This window comes from Amycolatopsis rhabdoformis, assembly GCF_035918295.1.
Lineage (GTDB): Bacteria > Actinomycetota > Actinomycetes > Mycobacteriales > Pseudonocardiaceae > Amycolatopsis > Amycolatopsis rhabdoformis.
Map to the genome: position 1 here is coordinate 2,720,198 of NZ_CP142149.1, position 20,402 is coordinate 2,740,599.

Genomic DNA, 20,402 nt, shown 5'->3' on the forward strand with positions numbered 1-20,402 from the left:
ATGACGAGCGAAGCCTTCGACGAGCGCGTCGACCGACTGGCGAGCATCGGCAGCGGAGCGCGTGAAGACGCGGTGCGCGTGCTGACGGGCCTGATCCGCGAGCACCTCGCCGCGGCGCTGGACGGTGACGGGTCCGGAGTGGACGATCCGGCTCGCGGGTTCGCGGAGCTGGGCGTGAGCTCGCTGGCGGCCGTCGAGCTGCACCGGCGGCTGGTGGCCGACACCGGTCTGCCGCTGCCGGTGTCGCTCGTCTACGACCACCCGACGCCGCGCGCGCTCGCCGAGTACCTCGCCGGCCTGCTGCGGGGCGACGACTCCGTGGAGGACACGGCGCCGATCGCCCGGCCGGCGGATCACGACGACCCGGTGGTGATCGTCGGCGCGGCCTGCCGGCTGCCCGGCGGCATCAGCTCACCGGCGCAGCTGTGGGACGCACTGCTCGCGGGCACCGACGCCATCGGCGAGTTCCCCGACGACCGCGGCTGGGACGTCGCCGCCGTCTACGACCCGGACCCCGACCGTCCGGGCCGCACCTACGCCCGTCGTGGCGGCTTCCTGGCCGACGCCGCCGAGTTCGACCCCGGCTTCTTCGGCATCTCGCCGCGTGAGGCCGCCGCCATGGATCCGCAGCAGCGGCTGCTGCTCGAGACGTCGTGGGAGGTGCTGGAGCGCGCGGGCATCGACCCGACGAGCCTCCACGGTAGCGCCACCGGTGTGTTCGTCGGCGCGGAGAACCACGAGTACGGCCCGGGCCTGCAGGACGCGCGCGACGGCGCCGAAGGCCACCTGATCACCGGCACGGCCGGCAGCGTGGTGTCCGGCCGGATCGCCTACCACCTCGGGCTGCAGGGCCCGGCGCTCACGATCGACACGGCGTGCTCGGCTTCGCTGGTCGCGCTGCACGTGGCCGCGCGGTCGCTGCGCCACGGCGAGTGCGAGCAGGCGCTGGTCGGTGGGGTGGCCGTGATGGCGACGCCGGGGTCGTTCCTCGCCTTCAGCCGGCAGCGCGGCCTCTCGGCCGACGGCCGGTGCAAGGCCTTCGGCGCCGACGCGGACGGCACGGGCTGGAGCGAGGGCGCCGCGATGGTGCTCGTCGAGCGCCTCTCGACCGCCCGGGCGCGCGGGCACCGCGTGCTCGCCGTGCTGCGTGGTTCGGCCGTGAACTCCGACGGCGCGAGCGCCGGGCTGACCGCGCCCAACGGCGTGGCCCAGCAACGCGTGATCCGCCAGGCGCTGGCCGACGCCGGCCTGCGTCCGTCCGAAGTGGACGCCGTCGAAGCACACGGCACCGGCACCCGGCTCGGCGACCCGATCGAGGCCGCGGCACTGCAGGCGACCTATGGCCGCGACCGTGAACGGCCGCTGTTGCTGGGCTCGGTGAAGTCGAACCTCGGGCACACGCAGGCCGCGGCCGGGGTCGTCGGGGTGATCAAGCTGGTGGAGGCGCTGCGCCACGGCGTGCTGCCGCGCACGCTGCACGCCGACGAGCCGACGCCGCACGTCGACTGGACCGGCGGTGGGCTGGCGCTGCTGACCGACCGCACCGACTGGCCGGACACCGGCCGGCCACGCCGGGCGGCGGTGTCGTCGTTCGGCTTCAGCGGCACCAACGCCCACGTGGTGCTGGAGCAGGCGCCGGCCGAGGAACCCGTCGACGCGCCGGCGCCGAGCGAGTCGCAGGTGCCGCTGGTCCTTTCCGCGCGCTCGCCGGAAGCGTTGCAGGCGCAGGCGGCGCGGCTACAGGACGTTGCGGCCTCGGCGCTCGACGTCGCCTACAGTGCCGCGACCGAGCGGGCCGCGCTGGAGCACCGGGCCGTGGTCCTCGGCGACCCGGCCGAAGGGCTGGCCGCGCTCGCGGCCGGCACCTCGCACCCGGGCGTGCTGACCGGTGCCGCGAGCCACGGCCGGCTCGCGTTCGTCTTCCCGGGCCAGGGTGCCCAACGCGCGGGCATGGGCCGCGATCTGTACGGGCGCTTCCCGGTGTTCGCGGCGGCGTTCGACGCCGCGTGCGCCGAGCTCGACCTGCACCTCGACGTGCCGCTGCGTTCGATCGTCTTCGCCGAGCCGGGTACGCCCGAGGCGGCGCTGCTCGACCTGACCGGCTACACGCAGCCGGCGTTGTTCGCCTACCAGGTGGCCGCGTTCCGGCTGGTGGAGTCATGGGGGCTGCGGCCCGACGTCGTCACCGGGCACTCGATCGGCGAGGTGGCCGCCGCGCACGTCGCGGGCGTCTGGTCGCTCGCGGACGCGAGTGCGTTCGCCGCGCACCGCGGCCGGTTGATGCAGCAGCTGCCCGCCGGCGGGGCGATGCTCGCGGTCGGGGCGGACGAGGCCGATCTCGCGGACCTGCTGGCCGAGCACGACGAGGTGTGCATCGGCGCGGTCAACGCGCCCGGCTCCGTGGTGCTTTCGGGCGCCGGCGAGGCGATCGACGCGATCGAAGCCGTGGTGCGCGAACGTGGCCTGCGCGCCAAGCGCCTCACGGTGAGCCACGCGTTCCACTCGGCGCTGATGGAGCCCGCGCTCGACGAGCTGAGCTGGGTCGCCGACGTGCTCACCTACCGCAGGCCGGAAATCCCGATCGTCTCCACGCTCACCGGCACGCGCGCCGACCTGGGCACGCCGGAGTACTGGGTGCGCCAGGCCCGCGAGGCGGTCCGCTTCGCTGACGCCGTGGTGACGTTGCGCGACGAAGGCGTGACGGCGGCACTCGAACTGGGTGCGGACGCGGTGCTGGCCGGTCCGCTGGCGCAGGGCTTGGCGGGCGAAGCCGTCGCCGTGCCGCTGCAGCGTGAGGGCCACGACGCCTACGCAGCGCTCGCCGCGTTGTACGTGCACGGCAACGGTCCGAAGTGGACCAAATTCTTCGCCGGCCGCGGCGCCCGGCACACCGACCTGCCGACGTATCCGTTCCAGCGCGGCCACTTCTGGCTCGCCGCCGGGTCTCGCCGCGGTGGTTCGCTCGACCACCCGGTGCTCGAGTCGGTGCTGGACCTCGCCGGTGCGGCCGGGCTGGTGGTCACCGGCTCGCTCTCGCGCACCACCCACGCGTGGCTGGCCGACCACGAGATCGGCGGCACGGCGATCGTGCCCGGTACCGGTCTGCTGGAGCTGGCGATCCGCGCCGCCGACGAGGCCGGCTGCGACCGCGTGGCGGAGCTGGTGCTCGAAGCGCCGCTGCTCGTGCCGGCCGACGGTCGCCTCGAACTGCAGCTGGCCCTCGGCGAAGCCGACGACCGCGGCGCGCGCACGCTGACCGTCCACTCGCGAACCGACGGCGGCTGGACGCGCCACGCCACCGGACTCGTCGACAGCCCGGTCGACAGCAGCTTGGTCGACAACGACCCCGCGGAGTTCGACTTCCCCGCCGAATGGCCGCCGGCGGGCGCCGAGCCGGTGGACGTCACCGATGCCTACGACCGCCTCGCCACCGCGGGCTACGGCTACGGTCCGGCGTTCCAGGGCCTCACCGCCGCGTGGCGCCGCGGCGCCGACGTGTTCGCCGAGGTCACGCTGCCGGATATGGCCGAAGGCGAGACCACGTTCGCCGTGCACCCGGCCCTGCTCGACGCCGCGTTGCACGCCACCGCGCTCACCTCGGGCGAGTCGCGCGCGACCCTGCCCTTCTCGTGGACCGACGTGACGCTGCACGCGAACGGCGCCACCGCGCTGCGCGTGCGCCTCACGCCGGCCGGTCCGGACACGACGATCCTGCACGCCACCGACCCCGAAGGTGCGCCGGTGTTCTCGGCCGGTTCGCTGGTCGTGCGCCCGGCGCCGGACCAGTTGGCGGTCGAGTCCACTGCGGACGAACTGCCACTGTGGCAGCTCGACTGGGTTCCGGCGCGCCCGGCCACGGCGTTCGCGGGCTCGATCGCCGTGCTGGGATCGGATCCGTTCGGCCTCACCCTGCCCGGCAGCCACACCGCGCCCACCTTGGCTGAGCTCGGGTCCGCCGAGGTGGTCGTGTACCCGATCGCCGACGTCGCCCCGGCGCAGGTGCTGGGGGTGCTGCAGAGCTGGCTGGCCGACGAGCGTTTCGCCGACGCGCGCCTGGTCGTGGTCACGCGCGGTGCGGTGGCCGTGGACGACACGGAGGAGATCACCGACCTCACCACCGCGCCGGTGTGGGGGCTGGTGCGCTCGGCCGCCCTGGAGAACCCGGGCCGGTTCGCGTTGATCGACACCGACTCGCCCGAGATCACCGCGGCGTTGGCCGTCGGCGAGGCGCAGGTCGTCGTGCGCGCCGGCGAGGCCCGGGTGGCCCGCCTGGCGAAGTTTTCGGCTTCGCTCGTGCCGCCGACGGACACGCCGTGGCGGCTGGACAGCCGGCGCAAGGGCAGCCTCGACGCGCTGGCGCTGCTGCCGTTCGAAGCGGCCGCGGCGGCGCTGGGCGAGCACGACGTGCGCGTGGCCGTCCGGGCCGCCGGCCTCAACTTCCGCGACGTGCTCAACGCGCTCGGCATGTACCCCGGCGAGGCCGGTCCGCTCGGCGCCGAACTCGCCGGCGTGGTCACCGAGGTCGGTTCGGCCGTGCGGGACCTCGCCGTGGGCGACCGCGTGTTCGGCATGCTCGACGGCGGCTTCGGCCCCCTGGCCGTGGTCGACGAGCACTACCTCGCCCGCGTCCCCGAAGCCTGGAGTGACGCCGAGGCGGCCGGCGTGCCGCTGGTGTTCCTCACGGCTTACTACGCGCTGGTGGATCTCGCCGCGGCTCAGCCCGGCGAAGCGATCCTGATCCACGCCGGCGCCGGCGGCGTCGGCATGGCCGCGATCCAGCTGGCGCACCACCTCGGCCTCGAGGTCTACGCGACGGCGAGCGAAAGCAAGCAGCCCGTGCTGCGGGAGCTGGGAGTCGCCGAAGACCACCTCGCGTCTTCACGCACGCTGGACTTCGCCGAGCAGTTCGGGCCGGTCGACATCGTGCTCAACGCGCTCACGGGTGAGTTCGTCGACGCGTCCCTCGGCCTGCTGCGTGCCGGCGGCCGTTTCCTGGAGATGGGCAAGACCGACCTGCGCGAGGGAGTGCCCGGCTACCGGGCGTTCGACCTCGTCGAAGCCGGCCCGGACCGCACGCGGGACCTGCTCGCCGCCCTGCTGGACCTGTTCGCGGCCGGCGCCTTGACGCCGTTGCCCACCAAGACCTGGGACGTGCGCCGCGCGCCCGAGGCGTTCCGCTTCATGGGCCAGGCCCAGCACGTCGGCAAGCTCGTGCTCACGATGCCGCGCGCCTGGGACCCGGACGGCACCGTGCTGGTCACCGGCGGCACCGCCGGGCTCGGCCGTGAGCTCGCGAAGCACCTCGTGAGCCACCACGGGGTGCGGCACCTGCTGCTGGCGAGCCGCCGCGGCCCGGCCGCGCCCGGCGTCGACGAGCTGGTGGCGGAGCTGTCCGAAGTGGACGTGACCGTGGTCGCCTGCGACACGGCCGACCCCGCCGCGGTCCACGCGCTCGTCGCGAACGTCGATCCCGCGCACCCGCTCACCGCCGTGGTCCACGCGGCCGGGGTGCTCGACGACGGTGTGGTCGCCTCGCTCGACGCCGAGCGGCTGGCGAAGGTCACCGGCCCGAAGCTCGCCGGCGCGTGGGCACTGCACGAGGCGACGCGTGAGCTGGACCTCGCGGCCTTCGTGCTGTTCTCCTCGATCACCGGGGTCCTCGGCGGCCCCGGCCAGGCCAACTACGCCGCCGCCAACACCGGCCTCGACGCGTTGGCCCGCCACCGTCGCGCCCTCGGCCTGCCGGCGACCGCGCTCGCGTGGGGCGCTTGGTCACCCGAAGCCGGCATGACCGCCGCACTGTCCGAAGCGGACCTCAACCGCCTGGCCCGCGACGGTCAGCCGCCGATGCCGCTCGCCGAAGGCCTCGCCCTGTTCGACGCCGCGATCACCGCCGACAGCCCGGTGCTGGTCCCGGCCCTGGTCGACACCACGGCGTTGCGCGCGTTGCCGGCCGTGCCCGAGGTGTTCCGCGGCCTCGTGCGCGCGCCCCGCCGCGCGGCCGCCGCCGGGTCCGACCCGCGGCTCACCGGACTGTCCACTGCGGACCGGGAAGCGGCCCTGCTCGACAGCGTTCGCGCGGAGATCGCCGCCGTGCTCGGTCACGCCTCGGCCGACGGCGTCGAGGTCTCCCGGCCGTTCCGCGACCTGGGTTTCGACTCGCTCACCTCGGTGGAGCTGCGCAACCGCCTCGCCGCGGCGACCGGTCTGCGCCTGGCCCCGACGCTCGTGTTCGACTACCCGACCCCGCTCGCGCTCGCCGCGTTCCTCGCCGGGGAACTGGGCGGCAGCGCGCCCGCGGCCACCACCCGGACCACCCGTGTGACCGGCGACGACCCGCTCGCCGTCGTGGGCCTGAGCTGCCGCTTCCCGGGCGGCGCCGACACTCCCGAGCAGCTGTGGCAGCTGCTCACCACCGGCGGCGACGCGATCGGGCCGGTGCCCGCCGACCGCGGCTGGTCCGGCCTCGGCGGCCTGCACGGCGGCTTCCTCGCCGGCGCCGCCGACTTCGACGCCGAGTTCTTCCGCATGAGCCCGCGTGAGGCGCTCGCCGCCGACCCCCAACAGCGCCTGTTGCTGGAAGCCGCTTGGGAGACGTTCGAGCGCGCCGGCATCCGGCCCGAGTCCGTGGCCGGTTCCGAGACCGGCGTGTTCATCGGCGCCTCGAGCGCGGACTACGCGCAACTGCTCACCGGCGCCGCGCGCGCCGAAGGGTTCGTGCTCACCGGCAACACCGGCAGCGTGATGTCCGGCCGGCTGTCTTACACGTTCGGGCTCGAAGGCCCTTCGGTCACCGTGGACACGGCGTGCTCGTCGTCGCTCGTCGCGCTGCACCTGGCCGCGCAGTCGCTGCGCACCGGGGAAAGCTCGCTGGCGCTGGTCGGCGGGGTCACGGTGCTGGCCGACCCGTCGATCTTCGCCGAGTTCGGCAAGCAGGGCGGCCTGGCGGCCGATGGCCGCTGCAAGGCGTTCGCCGAGGGCGCCGATGGCACCGGCTGGTCGGAAGGCGTGGGCATGCTGCTCGTCGAGCGGCTGTCCGACGCGCGCCGCAACGGCCACGAGGTCCTCGCTCTGGTCCGCGGCACGGCAGTGAACCAGGACGGCGCGTCCAACGGGCTCACCGCCCCCAACGGTCCGGCGCAGCAGCGCGTGATCCGTTCCGCGTTGGCCAGTGCCAGTCTGTCCACTTCGGACGTCGACGCCGTCGAGGCGCACGGCACCGGCACCGCCCTCGGTGACCCGATCGAGGCCCAGGCCCTGCTCGCCACCTACGGCCAGGACCGCGACCGGCCGCTGCTGCTCGGCTCGGTGAAGTCGAACCTCGGGCACACGCAGGCGGCCGCCGGGGTGGCGGGCGTGATCAAGATGATTCTCGCGCTGCGCCACGGAGTGCTGCCGCGCACGCTGCACGCGGGGGAGCGGTCCACGCGCATCGATTGGGCGGCCGGCGACATCGAGCTGCTCACCGAGGACACGCCGTGGCCCGAAGCCGGTCGCGCGCGTCGGGCCGGTGTGTCGTCGTTCGGCATCAGCGGCACCAACGCGCACGTGATCCTCGAACAGGCGCCGCCGGTCACTGCGCCGGTGATGGTGGCACCGCGGGCGGGCCTGGTCCCGTGGCCGTTGTCAGCGCGGACGACCGAAGCGCTGCAGGCACAATCGGCTCGGCTCGCCGCCTTCGTGGACGAGCACGACACCGATCCGCTCGACGTCGGTCACACGCTGGCCGCGCGCACGGTGTTCGACCACCGCGCGGTCCTCGTCGACGGCGTCGAACTCGCGCGCGGTGAAGCGGCCGACCGCACGGCCGCGGCGCTGTTCGCCGGTCAGGGTGCGCAGCGGCTCGGGATGGGCCGTGAGCTGCACGACCGGTTCCCGGTGTTCGCCGCGGCCTTCGACGAAGCCCTCGCGGTGCTTCCGGACGGCCTGCGCGAAGTCGTGTGGGGCGCTGACGAGGCGGCGCTGAACGACACCGGTTGGGCGCAGCCCGCGTTGTTCGCGCTCGAAGTCGCGTTGTTCCGGCTGGTCGAGGCGTGGGGGATCACGCCGCGGTTCGTGGCCGGTCACTCGATCGGCGAGATCGCGGCCGCGCACGTCTCGGGGGTGCTGTCGCTCGCCGACGCGGCGAAACTGGTCAGCGCCCGCGCGCGGCTGATGCAGGCGTTGCCGCGCGGCGGCGCGATGGTGGCGCTGGATGCGACCGAGGACGAGGTCACCCCGCTGCTGACCGAGGCCGTGTCGGTCGCGGCCGTCAACGGCCCGCGGTCCGTGGTGGTCGCCGGCGCCGAGGACGCCGTGGCCGCGGTCGCGCAGCAGTTCGCGGATCGCCGGACCAAGCGGCTGAGCGTGTCGCACGCGTTCCACTCGCCGTTGATGGAGCCGATGCTCGCCGAGTTCCGGGCCGAGGTCGAGCAGCTGTCGTTCGGTGAGCCGCTGATCCCGCTCGTGTCCACCTTGACCGGCGAGCTCGCGACGGCTGCCGAGCTGGCCGCGCCCGAGCACTGGGTGCGGCACGTGCGCGAAACCGTGCGCTTCGCCGACGGCGTGACCACGCTGGCCGCGCAGGGCGTGAACGCCTTCCTCGAGCTGGGCCCGGACGGCACCCTGTCCGCGCTGACCTCGGCGCTCGTGCCCGACGCCGTCGCCGTGCCCGCGCTGCGCCGCGAGCGTGCCGAAGAACTCTCCGCGCTCACCGCGCTGGCCGCACTGCACGTGGCGGGTGTCGACGTCGACTGGTCGTCGTTCCACGCCGGCGCGCGCCGGGCCGACCTGCCCACTTACGCGTTCCAGCACGAGCGCTACTGGCCCGAGCCGCCGGCGGGCAGCGATCCCGTGGCGCCGCTGCGCCACCGCGAAACCTGGGTCCGCGTCGCGGCCGGCCGGCGCGAGCCGGGCCGCTGGCTCGTGGTCGCCGGTGCCGACGCCGAGCTGACCGAGTTCGTCGCCGCGACGCTCGACGCCGCCGTGACGACCGTGGCCGAGCTGGCCGACCACGCCGCCGAGAACGTGGGCGTGGTGTCGCTGGCAGACACCGCCGGCACGGCCGAGGTCGTGCGGACGGTGGTCGAAGCCGGCGTGAGCACGCGGGTCTGGGCCGTGACACGGGAAGCCGTGCCGGCCGCCGAGACCGTGGTCGACCCGCGCGCAGCCGGGGTCTGGGGCCTCGGCCGGGTGGCCGCGTTGGAGCACCCGCAGCTGTGGGGCGGGCTGGTCGATCTGCCCGCCACCCTCGACGCGACGGTCGCCGACCGCCTCGCCGGGGTGCTGGGCGGCGCCGAAGACCAGGTCGCCGTGCGCGCGTCCGGCGTGTACGGCCGGCGGATCGTGCCGGTCGGCGCGGCCGCGGACGAGACGTGGGCGCCCTCGGGCACCGTGCTCGTGACCGGCGGCACGGGCGCGCTCGGCGCGCAGGTCGCCCGCCATCTCGCGGCGGCCGGTGCCGACCGGCTGGTGCTCGTGAGCCGCCGTGGCGCCGGCGCCCCGGGCGCGGCCGAGCTGCGCGCAGACCTCGAAGAAACGGGCGCCGAGGTCGTGATCGAGGCCAGCGACGTGGCCGATCGCGCCGTTGTCTCCGGCTTGTTCGCGCGCCACGCCATCACCGCCGTGGTGCACACGGCCGGCGTGCTCGACGACGGCGTGCTCACCGCGCTCACCCCCGAGCGGCTCGACGCCGTGCTGCGGCCCAAGGCCGAAGCCGCGCTGCTGCTCGACGAGCTGGCCGGCGACGTCGAGAAGTTCGTGCTGTTCTCCTCGGTCGCCGGCTCCCTCGGCAACCCCGGTCAGGCGAGCTACGCCGCGGCCAACGCGATGCTCGACGCCCTCGCCCAGCGCCGCCGGGCGCAGGGCCGGCCCGCGACGTCGATCGCCTGGGGCGCCTGGGCCGGCGACGGCATGGCCACCGGCCTGCGCACGGACCTCGCCCCGCCGACGGCGCTCGCCGCACTGCTCCAGGCCGCCGCCGAACCCGAGCCCACGCTCGTGGTCGCGGACCTGGCCGACCCCGAGGTGCTGGCGCCGCTGCTCACCTCGCGGCCCTCACCCACGCTTTCTGAACTACCGGCCGCCCGCGAGCTGCTCACGCCACGCGGCATCGACGACCTGCGGACTCGGCTGCTGCCGTTGTCCGAAGAGGACCGTGCGGCCACCACGCTGAACCTGGTCCGGGAGCACATCGCCGCGGTGCTCGGACTGTCCGGAACGTCGGGGATCGGCGCCGACCGCGCGTTCCGCGACCTGGGCTTCGACTCGCTCACGGCCGTCGAGCTGCGCAACCGCCTCGAGACCGCGACCGGCCTGGTGCTGAGCAGCACCGTGGTGTTCGACCATCCCAGCGCCGCCGCCCTGGCCACGCACCTGAGCACCTCCGCCCTCGGCGAAGCCGCCGCCCTGCGTCCCGCCGCCACCACGACCCGGATGACCGACGACCCGATCGTGATCGTCGGCCTCGCGTGCCGGTTCCCCGGCGGCGTCGCGACACCCGAGCAGTTCTGGGACCTCGTGTCCGGCGGCGAGCACGGCATCGCGGACTTCCCGGCCGACCGCGGCTGGGACCTCGGCCGGCTGGCCGGCGACGGCCGCGGCCACAGCGCCACGCAGCTCGGCGGCTTCCTCTACGACGCGGCCGACTTCGACGCCGGCTTCTTCGGCATCTCCCCGCGCGAGGCGCTCGCGATGGACCCGCAGCAGCGCCTGCTGCTGGAAACCTCGTGGGAGGCGCTGGAACAGGCCGGCATCGACCCGGCGACGCTGCGCGGATCGAGCACCGGCGTGTTCGTGGGCACCAACGGCCAGGACTACGGCGCGCTCGTGGCCACCGCGCGCGAAGACCTCGAAGGCCACTCGGGCACCGGCGTCGCCGCCAGCGTCGTGTCCGGGCGCATCTCCTACACCTTCGGCTTCGAAGGCCCGGCGCTCACCGTCGACACGGCGTGCTCGTCGTCGCTCGTCGCGATCCACCTGGCCGCGCAGTCGCTGCGGGGCGGCGAGAGCTCGCTCGCGCTCGTCGGCGGCGTCACGGTGATGTCGACGCCCGACGGCTTCAGCGAGTTCACCCGCCACGGCGGCCTCGCCTCCGACGGCCGCTGCAAGGCCTTCTCCGACGACGCCGACGGCACCGCCTGGGGCGAAGGTGTCGGCCTGGTCGTGCTCGAACGCCTTTCCGACGCGCAGCGCCACGGCCACCGCGTGCTCGCCACGGTGCGCGGGTCCGCGGTGAACCAGGACGGCGCGTCCAACGGCCTGACCGCGCCCAACGGTCCTTCGCAGCAGCGCGTGATCCGAGCGGCACTCGCGGACGCCGGACTGTCCACTTCGGACGTCGATGCGGTGGAAGCCCACGGCACCGGCACCGCGCTCGGCGACCCGATCGAGGCTCAGGCGTTGCTGGCGACCTACGGCCAGGACCGCGAAACCCCGTTGCTGCTGGGCTCGGTGAAGTCGAACCTCGGGCACACCCAGGCCGCCGCCGGTGCCGCCGGTGTGATCAAGATGGTGCTGGCGATGCAGCGCGGGACGCTGCCGCCGACGCTCAACGTCGGCACCCCGTCCACGCACGTCGACTGGGCCGCGGGCGCGGTCGAACTGCTCACCGACGCGACGGTGTGGCCGGAGACCGATCGGCCGCGGCGGGCAGGGGTGTCGTCGTTCGGCATCAGCGGCACCAACGCGCACGTGATCCTCGAAGCCGGGCCCGCCGCGGAGCCCCCACCGGCCGAGGACCGCGACCTCGTGCCGTGGGTCGTGTCCGCGCGCAGCCCCGAAGCGCTCGACGCGCAGGTCGCGCGGCTGGCCGAGCTCACCGGGGCGCACCGCCTCGACGTCGGCCACTCGCTGCTGGCCCGCACCGAGTTCGAGCACCGCGCCGTGGTGCTCGCCGACGAGCACACCGTGACCGAGGTCGCCCGCGGCACCGCCGCCGAACGCACCCTCGCCGTGCTGTTCGCCGGCCAGGGTTCACAGCGGCTCGGCATGGGCCGCGAGCTGCACGCGCGGTTCCCGGTGTTCGCGCAGGCGTTCGACGAGGTCGGGTCCGAAGTGGACCGGCACCTCGACGGCTCGCTGCGCGATGTCGTGTGGGGCGACGACGAAACCGCGTTAGACGCTACCGGCCACGCGCAGCCCGCGTTGTTCGCGATCGAGGTCGCGCTGTTCCGGCTCGCGCAGGCGTGGGGTATCCGCCCCGCGTTCGTCGCCGGGCACTCCATCGGTGAGATCGCCGCGGCCCACGTCGCCGGGGTGTTCAGCCTCGAAGACGCCGCGAAGCTCGTTGCCGCGCGGGGCCGCTTGATGCAGGCTCTGCCGGCCGGTGGGGTGATGCTGTCGCTGCGGGCGAGCGAAGCCGAGGTGACTCCGCACCTGACCGGCGACGTCACGATCGCCGCTGTCAACGGGCCCGCCTCCGTGGTGCTGGCCGGGACCGAAGCCGCCGTGACCGCCGTCGCCGAGCTGTTCGCCGACCGCAAGGGCAAGCGGCTGAGCGTGTCGCACGCGTTCCACTCGCCGCTGATGGACCCGATGCTGGAGGACTTCCGGGCCGTCGCGGAAACCCTGACCTACGCCGAACCTCGGCTCCCACTCGTGTCCACGCGCACCGGCGCGGCCGCGGGGCCCGGCGATTTCGTGACGCCCGAGTACTGGGTCGGGCACGTGCGCGACGCGGTCCGGTTCGCCGACGGTGTTCGCGCGCTCGAAGACCTCGGTGCCGACACGTTCCTGGAACTGGGGCCCGACGGGGTGCTGTCCGCGATGGCCCTGGGCTGCCTGACCGAGCACGCCGTGGTGGTGCCGTTCCTGCGCCGCGACCGGCCCGAGGACCGGTCGGCCCTCACGGCGCTCGGCGCGCTGCACGTGGCCGGAGTCCGCGTGGACTGGACTCCGCACACCGCGGGCGGCCGCCGCGTCGACCTGCCCACGTACGCCTTCCAGCGGGAACGCTTCTGGCCGAACCTCGCCGCCGCCGCGGGTGACGTGGCCGCCGCGGGACTGGTCGCGGCCGGGCACCCGCTGTTGGGCGCCGCGGTGCGGCTCGCGCACGGCGACGGCGCGCTCTTCACCAGCCGCCTCTCGATCGCGACCCACCCGTGGCTCGCCGACCACGCCGTCGGCGGCGACGTGCTCTTCCCCGGCACCGGCTTCCTGGAGCTGGCATTGCGCGCCGGCGACCAAGTGGGCTGCGACCGGGTGGAGGAGCTGACGCTCGCCGTTCCGCTCGTGCTCCCGCCGACCGGAGCGGTGGCCGTGCAGATCTGGGTCGGCGACGCCGACGCCGACGGCCGACGCGAGGTGACCGTGCACTCCAGCCCGGCCGGCGAGCCGGATCCCCTGTGGACACTGCACGCCTCGGGCACCTTGGTGAGTGGCGAGCACTCGGCGGAGTTCGCCGTGAGCGCCTGGCCGCCGGCCGGCGCCGAGCGCGTCGAGCTCGGCGAGTTCTACCCGGCCCTGGCCGCGGAGGGCTTCGGCTACGGCGAGGTGTTCCAGGGCCTGAAGTCCGTGTGGCAGCGTGGTGACGAGGCGTTCCTGGATCTCGCGCTGCCGGCCCGCGTGGACGACGCCGAGGATTTCGGCCTGCACCCGGCGCTGCTCGACGCTGCGCTGCACGCGATCTCGTTCGCGGGGCTGGACGCGGCCGGCAAGCGCGTGCTGCCGTTCTCCTGGACCGACGTGTCTCTCCACGCCACCGGTGCGTCCGCGCTGCGTGTGCGCCTGACGCGGACGGCGGCCGACGCGATCGCGCTCGCGGCGGTGGACGTCGAGGGCGCGCCGGTGCTGTCCGTCGGCACGCTCGTGATGCGCGAGGCGACGGCGGCGCGCGCGCCCGAGGCCGAGTCGCTCTACCGCGTGGGCTGGGTGCCCGAGCCGGAGCTTCCGGCCGGGGACGAGGACCTGCTCTGGGCCGTGCTCGGCGACGACTTCGCGATCCCGCTGCCCGCCGTGGTCGCAGAGCCGGCCGATGCCGGCGTGGTGGTGGTGCCGGTCACCGGCGGCGCCGACCTGCCGGGCGCGCTGCGTGAGGTGACCAGCCGCGTGCTCGGCATCGTGCAGGAACACCCGGGCACCCGCCTGGTGTTCGTCACGCGCGGCGCGGTGTCCACCGTGGACGGTGCCGACGTGACCGATCCCGCCGCCGCGGCGGTGTGGGGCCTGATCCGCGCGGCGCAGACGGAGAACCCCGACCAGTACGTGCTGGTCGACGTGGACGACGAGCCGGCTTCGCTCGCCTTGCTGCCCGGCATCGTCGAGACCGGCGAGCCGCAGGTCGTGGTGCGCGAAGGCATCGCGCACGTGGGCCGGCTGGCCAAACTCGTGGCGGGCCCGGCCCTGCTGCCGCCCGCCGGCGGCGTGCCGTGGCGGCTCGACAGCCGCGCCAAGGGCAGCCTCGACGACCTCGTGCTCGCCGCCGACCCGGAGCTTTCCGCGCCGCTGACCGGCCGCCAGGTGCGGATCCGCGTCGAAGCCGGCGGTATCAACTTCCGCGACGTGCTCAACGCGCTCGGCATGTACCCCGGCGAGGCCGGCCCGCTCGGCGCCGAAGCGACTGGCGTCGTCATCGAAACCGGTCCGGACGTGACGCACCTGGGCGTCGGCGACCGCGTGTTCGGCATGGTGCCCGACGGCTTCGGCTCCCTCGCCGTGGTCGACGAGCGCTATCAGACGAAGGTGCCCGAAGGCTGGTCGGCCGAGACCGCCGCGAGCGTGCCGCTGGTGTTCCTCACCGCGTACTACGCGCTGGTGGACCTGGCGGACCTACGGCCGGGGGAGTCGATCCTGGTCCACGCCGGCGCCGGCGGGGTCGGCATGGCCGCGATCCAGCTCGCGCACCACCTCGGCGCCGAGGTCTACGCCACGGCGAGCGAAGGCAAGCAGCACATCCTGCGGGAGCTCGGCGTGGCCGAGGACCACATTGCGTCCTCGCGCACGCTCGACTTCGAGGACCAGTTCCGTGCCGTCTCGGGCGGCCGCATCGACGTGGTGCTCAACGCGCTGGCCGGTGAGTTCGTCGACGCTTCCCTGCGCCTGCAAGGCGAAGGCGGGCGTTTCCTGGAGATGGGCAAGACCGACGTCCGCGAGGAAAGCCCGGGTTACCGTGCGTTCGACCTGTTCGACGCCGGTCCCGACCGGACCCGCGAACTGCTCGCGGCCCTCGCCGACCTGTTCGCCGAAGGCGCGCTCGAACCGCTGCCGGTGACCACGTGGGACGTGCGCCGGGCCCGCGACGCGTTCCGCTTCATGAGCATGGCCAAGCACGTCGGCAAGCTCGTGCTCACCGTGCCGCGGCCCTGGGACCCCGACGGCACGGTGCTCATCACCGGCGGTACCGGCGGGCTGGGCAGCGTGCTCGCGCGCCACCTGGTGACCGAACGCGGTGTGCGGCACCTCGTGCTCGCCAGCCGCCGCGGCCCGGCCGCCCCCGGCGCGGCCGAGCTGGTGGCCGAACTCAGGGGTGCCGACGTGGCAGTGGTCGCGTGCGACACCAGCGACGCCGACGCCGTGCAGGCGCTCGTCCGCGGCCTCGACCGGCCCCTCACCGCCGTGATCCACACCGCCGGTGTGCTCGACGACGGTGTGCTCGATTCGCTGACGCCCGAACGCTTCGAGCGGGTGCTGGCACCGAAGGCCGACGCCGCCTGGCACCTCCACGAGGCCACGCGCGACCACGACCTCGCCGCGTTCGTGCTGTTCTCCTCCGTCGCCGGGGCGATGGGCAGCCCGGGCCAGGCGAACTACGCCGCCGCCAACGTGGCCCTCGACGCGCTCGCCGCCCACCGGCGCGCGCACGGCCTGCCGGCGACCTCGTTCGCCTGGGGCCCGTGGGGCCGGGGCAGCGGCATGACCAGCGAGCTGACCGAAGCCGACCTCCAGCGGATGAGCGCGGCCGGCCTGCAGCCGATCGACGCCGAGCTCGGCATGCGGATGTTCGACGACGGCATCGCCTCGCTCGAACCGCAGATCGTCGCCGCGCGCCTGGACCCGCAGGGGGTGCGCCGCCAGCGGGAGATCCCGCCGCTGCTGCGCGGGCTCGTCACCGGCGCGCGCCGCAGCGCGGCCAAGGCCGGGTCCGGCACGGCGAAGACGCTGGTGCACCAGCTCGGCACGCTGCCGGAAGGCGAGCGCGGCCGGTTCGTGGCCGAGCTCGTGCGCGGCGAGGTGGCGGCCGTGCTCGGCCACCCGTCGGCCTCGACCATCGACCTGCGCAAGGAGTTCCGCGAGCAGGGCATCGACTCGCTCACCGCGGTCGAGCTGCGCAATCGGCTCATCGCGGCGACCGGCCTGCGTCTCACCTCGACGCTGGTGTTCGACTACCCGACACCGGGCGTGCTCGCCGAGTTCGTGCTCGGTGAGCTGCTCGGCGACGTCGCTTCCGAAGAGAACACCCGAACCGTCACGCCGGCCCGCACCGGCGAGGACCCGATCGTGATCGTCGGCATGGGCTGCCGCTACCCCGGCGGCGTGCGCTCGCCGGAAGACCTCTGGCGGCTCGTGGACACCGGCGGCGACGCGATCGGCGGCTTCCCGACCGACCGCAACTGGGACGTCGAGAAGCTGCTCGGCCTCAGCCAGACCCGCCACGGCGGTTTCCTCGAGGAAATGGCCGGGTTCGACGCCGCGTTCTTCGGGATCTCGCCCCGGGAAGCCCTGGCGATGGACCCGCAGCAGCGGCTCGTGCTCGAAACGTCGTGGGAGGCGCTGGAACGCGCCGGCATCGCGCCCGATTCCCTGCGCGGACAACGCGCGGGGGTGTTCGTCGGCGCGACCCACGGCGGCTACCAGGAAATGCTCGGCTCCGCCGCGGCGGAGCTGGCCGGGCACCTGCTGACCGGCAACACCTCCAGCGTGCTGTCCGGCCGCGTCGCCTACACCCTCGGTCTCGAAGGTCCGGCGGTCACCGTCGACACGGCGTGCTCGTCTTCACTGGTCGCGCTGCACCTGGCGGCGCGGGCGATCCGCTCCGGCGAGTGCACGATGGCGCTGGCCGGCGGCGTGACGGTGATGGCCGGCCCCGACGGCTTCAGCGAGTTCAGCAAGCAAGGCGGCCTCGCGCCGGACGGGCGCTGCAAGGCGTTCGCCGACGGCGCGGACGGCACGGGCTGGGGTGAAGGCGCCGGCATGGTCGTGCTCGAACGCCTGTCGGAGGCCCGCCGCCACGGCCACGAAGTCCTGGCCGTGCTGCGCGGTTCGGCGGTGAACCAGGACGGCGCGTCCAACGGCCTCACCGCACCGAACGGCCCTTCGCAGCAACGCGTGATCCGCGCGGCGCTCGCCGACGCCGGTCTGTCCACTTCGGACGTCGACGCGGTGGAGGCCCACGGCACCGGCACGCGCCTCGGCGACCCGATCGAGGCCCAGGCGCTGCAGGCCACCTACGGCCAGGACCGCGCCGAGCCGCTGTGGCTCGGGTCGATCAAGTCGAACATCGGCCACACGCAGTCGGCGGCCGGCGTCGCCGGCGTGATCAAGATGGTGCAGGCCCTGCGCGCCGGGGTGCTGCCGCGAACGCTGCACGTGGACGCGCCGTCGTCGCACGTGGACTGGACGGCCGGCGCCGTGACACTGCTGACCGACCGCCTCGACTGGCCGGACACCGGACGGCCGCGGCGGGCGGCGGTGTCGTCGTTCGGCATCAGCGGAACCAACGCGCACGCCGTGCTCGAAGCCGCGCCGGCCGCGAAGCCGGCGCCGGAGCGCGAGGAGACCACGAAGGTCGTGCCGTGGGTGCTCTCGGCGCGCGACGACGCGGCTCTCGCGGCGCAGGCCGTGAACCTGGCCACGCAGCTCGAAGAGCGGCCCGAGCACGCGGCGGATGTTGCGTACTCGCTGCTCGCCAGTCGTGCGGCGTTCGACCGGCGCGCGGTGTTCGTCGGCGACGACCCGGCTGACCTCGTTGCCGCGCTGCGCGGCGACGAGGCGAGCAGCGCCGTCGTACGCGGTGTCGCGGACGTGGACGGCAAGCGGGTGTTCGTGTTCCCGGGCCAGGGTTCGCAGTGGGCGGGCATGGGCGCTCGGCTACTCGAAGAGTCGCCGGTGTTCGCGGAGCGGTTGACCGAGTGTGCGGTGGCGTTGTCGTCCTTTGTGGACTGGTCGTTGTTGGATGTGGTGCGGCAGGTCGAGGGGGCGCCGACGCTCGATCGCGTTGATGTGGTGCAGCCGGCGTCGTGGGCGATGATGGTGTCGCTGGCTGCTCTGTGGCGGTCGCATGGTGTGGTGCCGGACGCGGTGGTCGGGCATTCGCAGGGTGAGATCGCTGCTGCGTGTGTGGCGGGTGCGTTGTCGTTGGAGGACGCGGCGCGGGTGGTGGCGTTGCGCAGCCAGGCGATCGCGCGGACGCTCGCGGGTCACGGCGGCATGATGTCCGTATCGCTGCCGGTCGACGACGTCGAGCCGCGCCTGCCGGACGGCGTCTCGATGGCGGCGGTCAACGGGCCGCGGTCCGTGGTGGTCGCCGGTGATCCGGCCGGCCTCGACGTGCTGTTCGAGCAGCTCGGCGCCGAAGGTGTGCGGGTGCGGAAGATCGCCGTGGACTACGCGTCGCACTCCGCGCACGTCGAGGCGATCGAGCACGAGCTGGCCGAGCTGCTCGCGCCGATCACGCCGCGCGCCGCCGAAATCCCGTTCTACTCGACCGCCGAGGGCACCTGGCTCGACACGACCACGATGGACGCCGGCTACTGGTACCGGAACCTGCGCGGCCGAGTCGGCTTCGAACCCGCGATCCGTGCGCTCGCCGAGCAGCACCGCGTGTTCGTCGAGATCAGCTCGCACCCGGTGCTGGTCATGGGCGTGCAGGAGACGCTCGAGGACGAGGCGACACCGATCGTCGTCACCGGCACGCTGCGGCGCGACCAGGACACGTTGGCGCGGTTCTTCACCTCGGCCGCCGAGCTCCATGTCCGGGGCATCGACGTGGACTGGGGCCTCGACGACGCCCGCCGCGTCCCTCTGCCCACCTACGCCTTCCAGCACACGCGTTTCTGGCCCGCGCCGTCGGTGACCGCCGGAGACGTGAGCGCGGCCGGCCTCACCTCGGCCGAGCACCCGCTGCTCGGCGCCGCGATGACGTTGGCCGAGGGCGACGACGTCGTGTTCACCGGCCGCGTTTCCCTCGCCACGCACCCGTGGCTGGCCGACCACGCCGTGGGCGGTGCGGTGTTCTTCCCCGGCACCGGATTCCTCGAACTCGCAGTCCGCGCCGGCGACCAGGCCGGCTGCGACCACGTCGAAGAGCTGACCATCGCCGCGCCGCTCGTGCTCGACCCGGCCCGTGCCGTGGTGCTGCAGGTCCGCGCGGGTGCACCCGACGACCACGGCCGCCGTGAGGTCGGCATCTACGCCCGCCCGGCCGACGACATCGAAGCGCCGTGGACCAAACACGCCGGTGGCTTCCTGACGACCGACGCGCGCAGCTCCGAGTTCACCACCGCCAAGTCCAACACCGCCGAGTTCGACACCTCCGCCTGGCCGCCCGCCGACGCCCAACCACTCGACCTCGACGGCTACTACGAACGCGCCGCGGCCGACGGCTTCGGCTACGGCCCGGCGTTCCAGGGCCTCACCGCCGCGTGGCAGCGCGGCGACGAGGTGTTCGCCGAGGTCACGCTCGCCGACCAGCCCGGCGGCCAGGACACCGCCGCCGCGTTCGGCCTGCACCCCGCACTGCTCGACGGCGCGCTGCACGCCATCAAGTTCGTGCCCGGTCCCGGTGGCGCGGGCAAGGCGCTGCTGCCGTTCACCTGGTCCGACGTGTCGCTGCACGCGGCCGGCGCGCAGACCCTGCGCGTCCGGCTCACCCCGACCGGCGCCGATTCCGTCGCCCTGGCCGCGGTCGACGTCGAAGGCGCCCCCGTGGTGTCCGTCGAGTCGCTGTTGTTGCGGGCCGCCGGTGCCGCGCCGAAGCCGAGCACGCACGAAGGCCTGTTCCGGTTGCAGTGGATCCCGGTCACGGCCGACGCGGCGTCCGGCACCTGCGTGGTGCTCGGCGACGAGCGCCTGGCCGCGCCGCTGCACGCGCTCACCGTCGGCTCGCTCGACGACCTCGACACCACGCCCGACGTGGTGCTCGCGCCGGTCCACGGCGGCGCCACCCCGGCCGCCGTTCACGAAGCCACCGCGACCGTGCTCGCGCTGCTGCAGCGCTGGCTCGCCGACGACCGCTTCACCGACACCCGGCTGGTCCTGGTCACGCGAGGCGCCGTGGCCGCCCACGACGGCGAGGACGTGCCCGACCTGGCCGGCGCGGCCATCTGCGGCTTCGTGCGCTCCGCCCAGTCCGAGAACCCCGGCCGCTTCACGCTGGTGGACCTCGATGAGACCGGCGCGGACGCACTGTCCACTGTGCTCGGTTCGGCCGAACCGCAGCTCGCGGTGCGCGCCGGCGAACTGCTCGCGGGCCGCCTCGCGCGGCTCGG

1 protein-coding gene (cut by a window edge) is annotated in these 20,402 nt (G+C 74.4%); it reads left to right on the forward strand.

Annotated features, from left to right (window positions below; all coding sequences use genetic code 11):
* On the forward strand, positions 1-20,402 hold the 5' portion of the coding sequence (locus VSH64_RS12470; protein WP_326835728.1) for a type I polyketide synthase. It continues 10,786 nt past the right edge of the window; 20,402 of the gene's 31,188 nt are visible here — the first part of the coding sequence; the start codon lies at positions 1-3; its stop codon lies beyond the right edge, outside the window.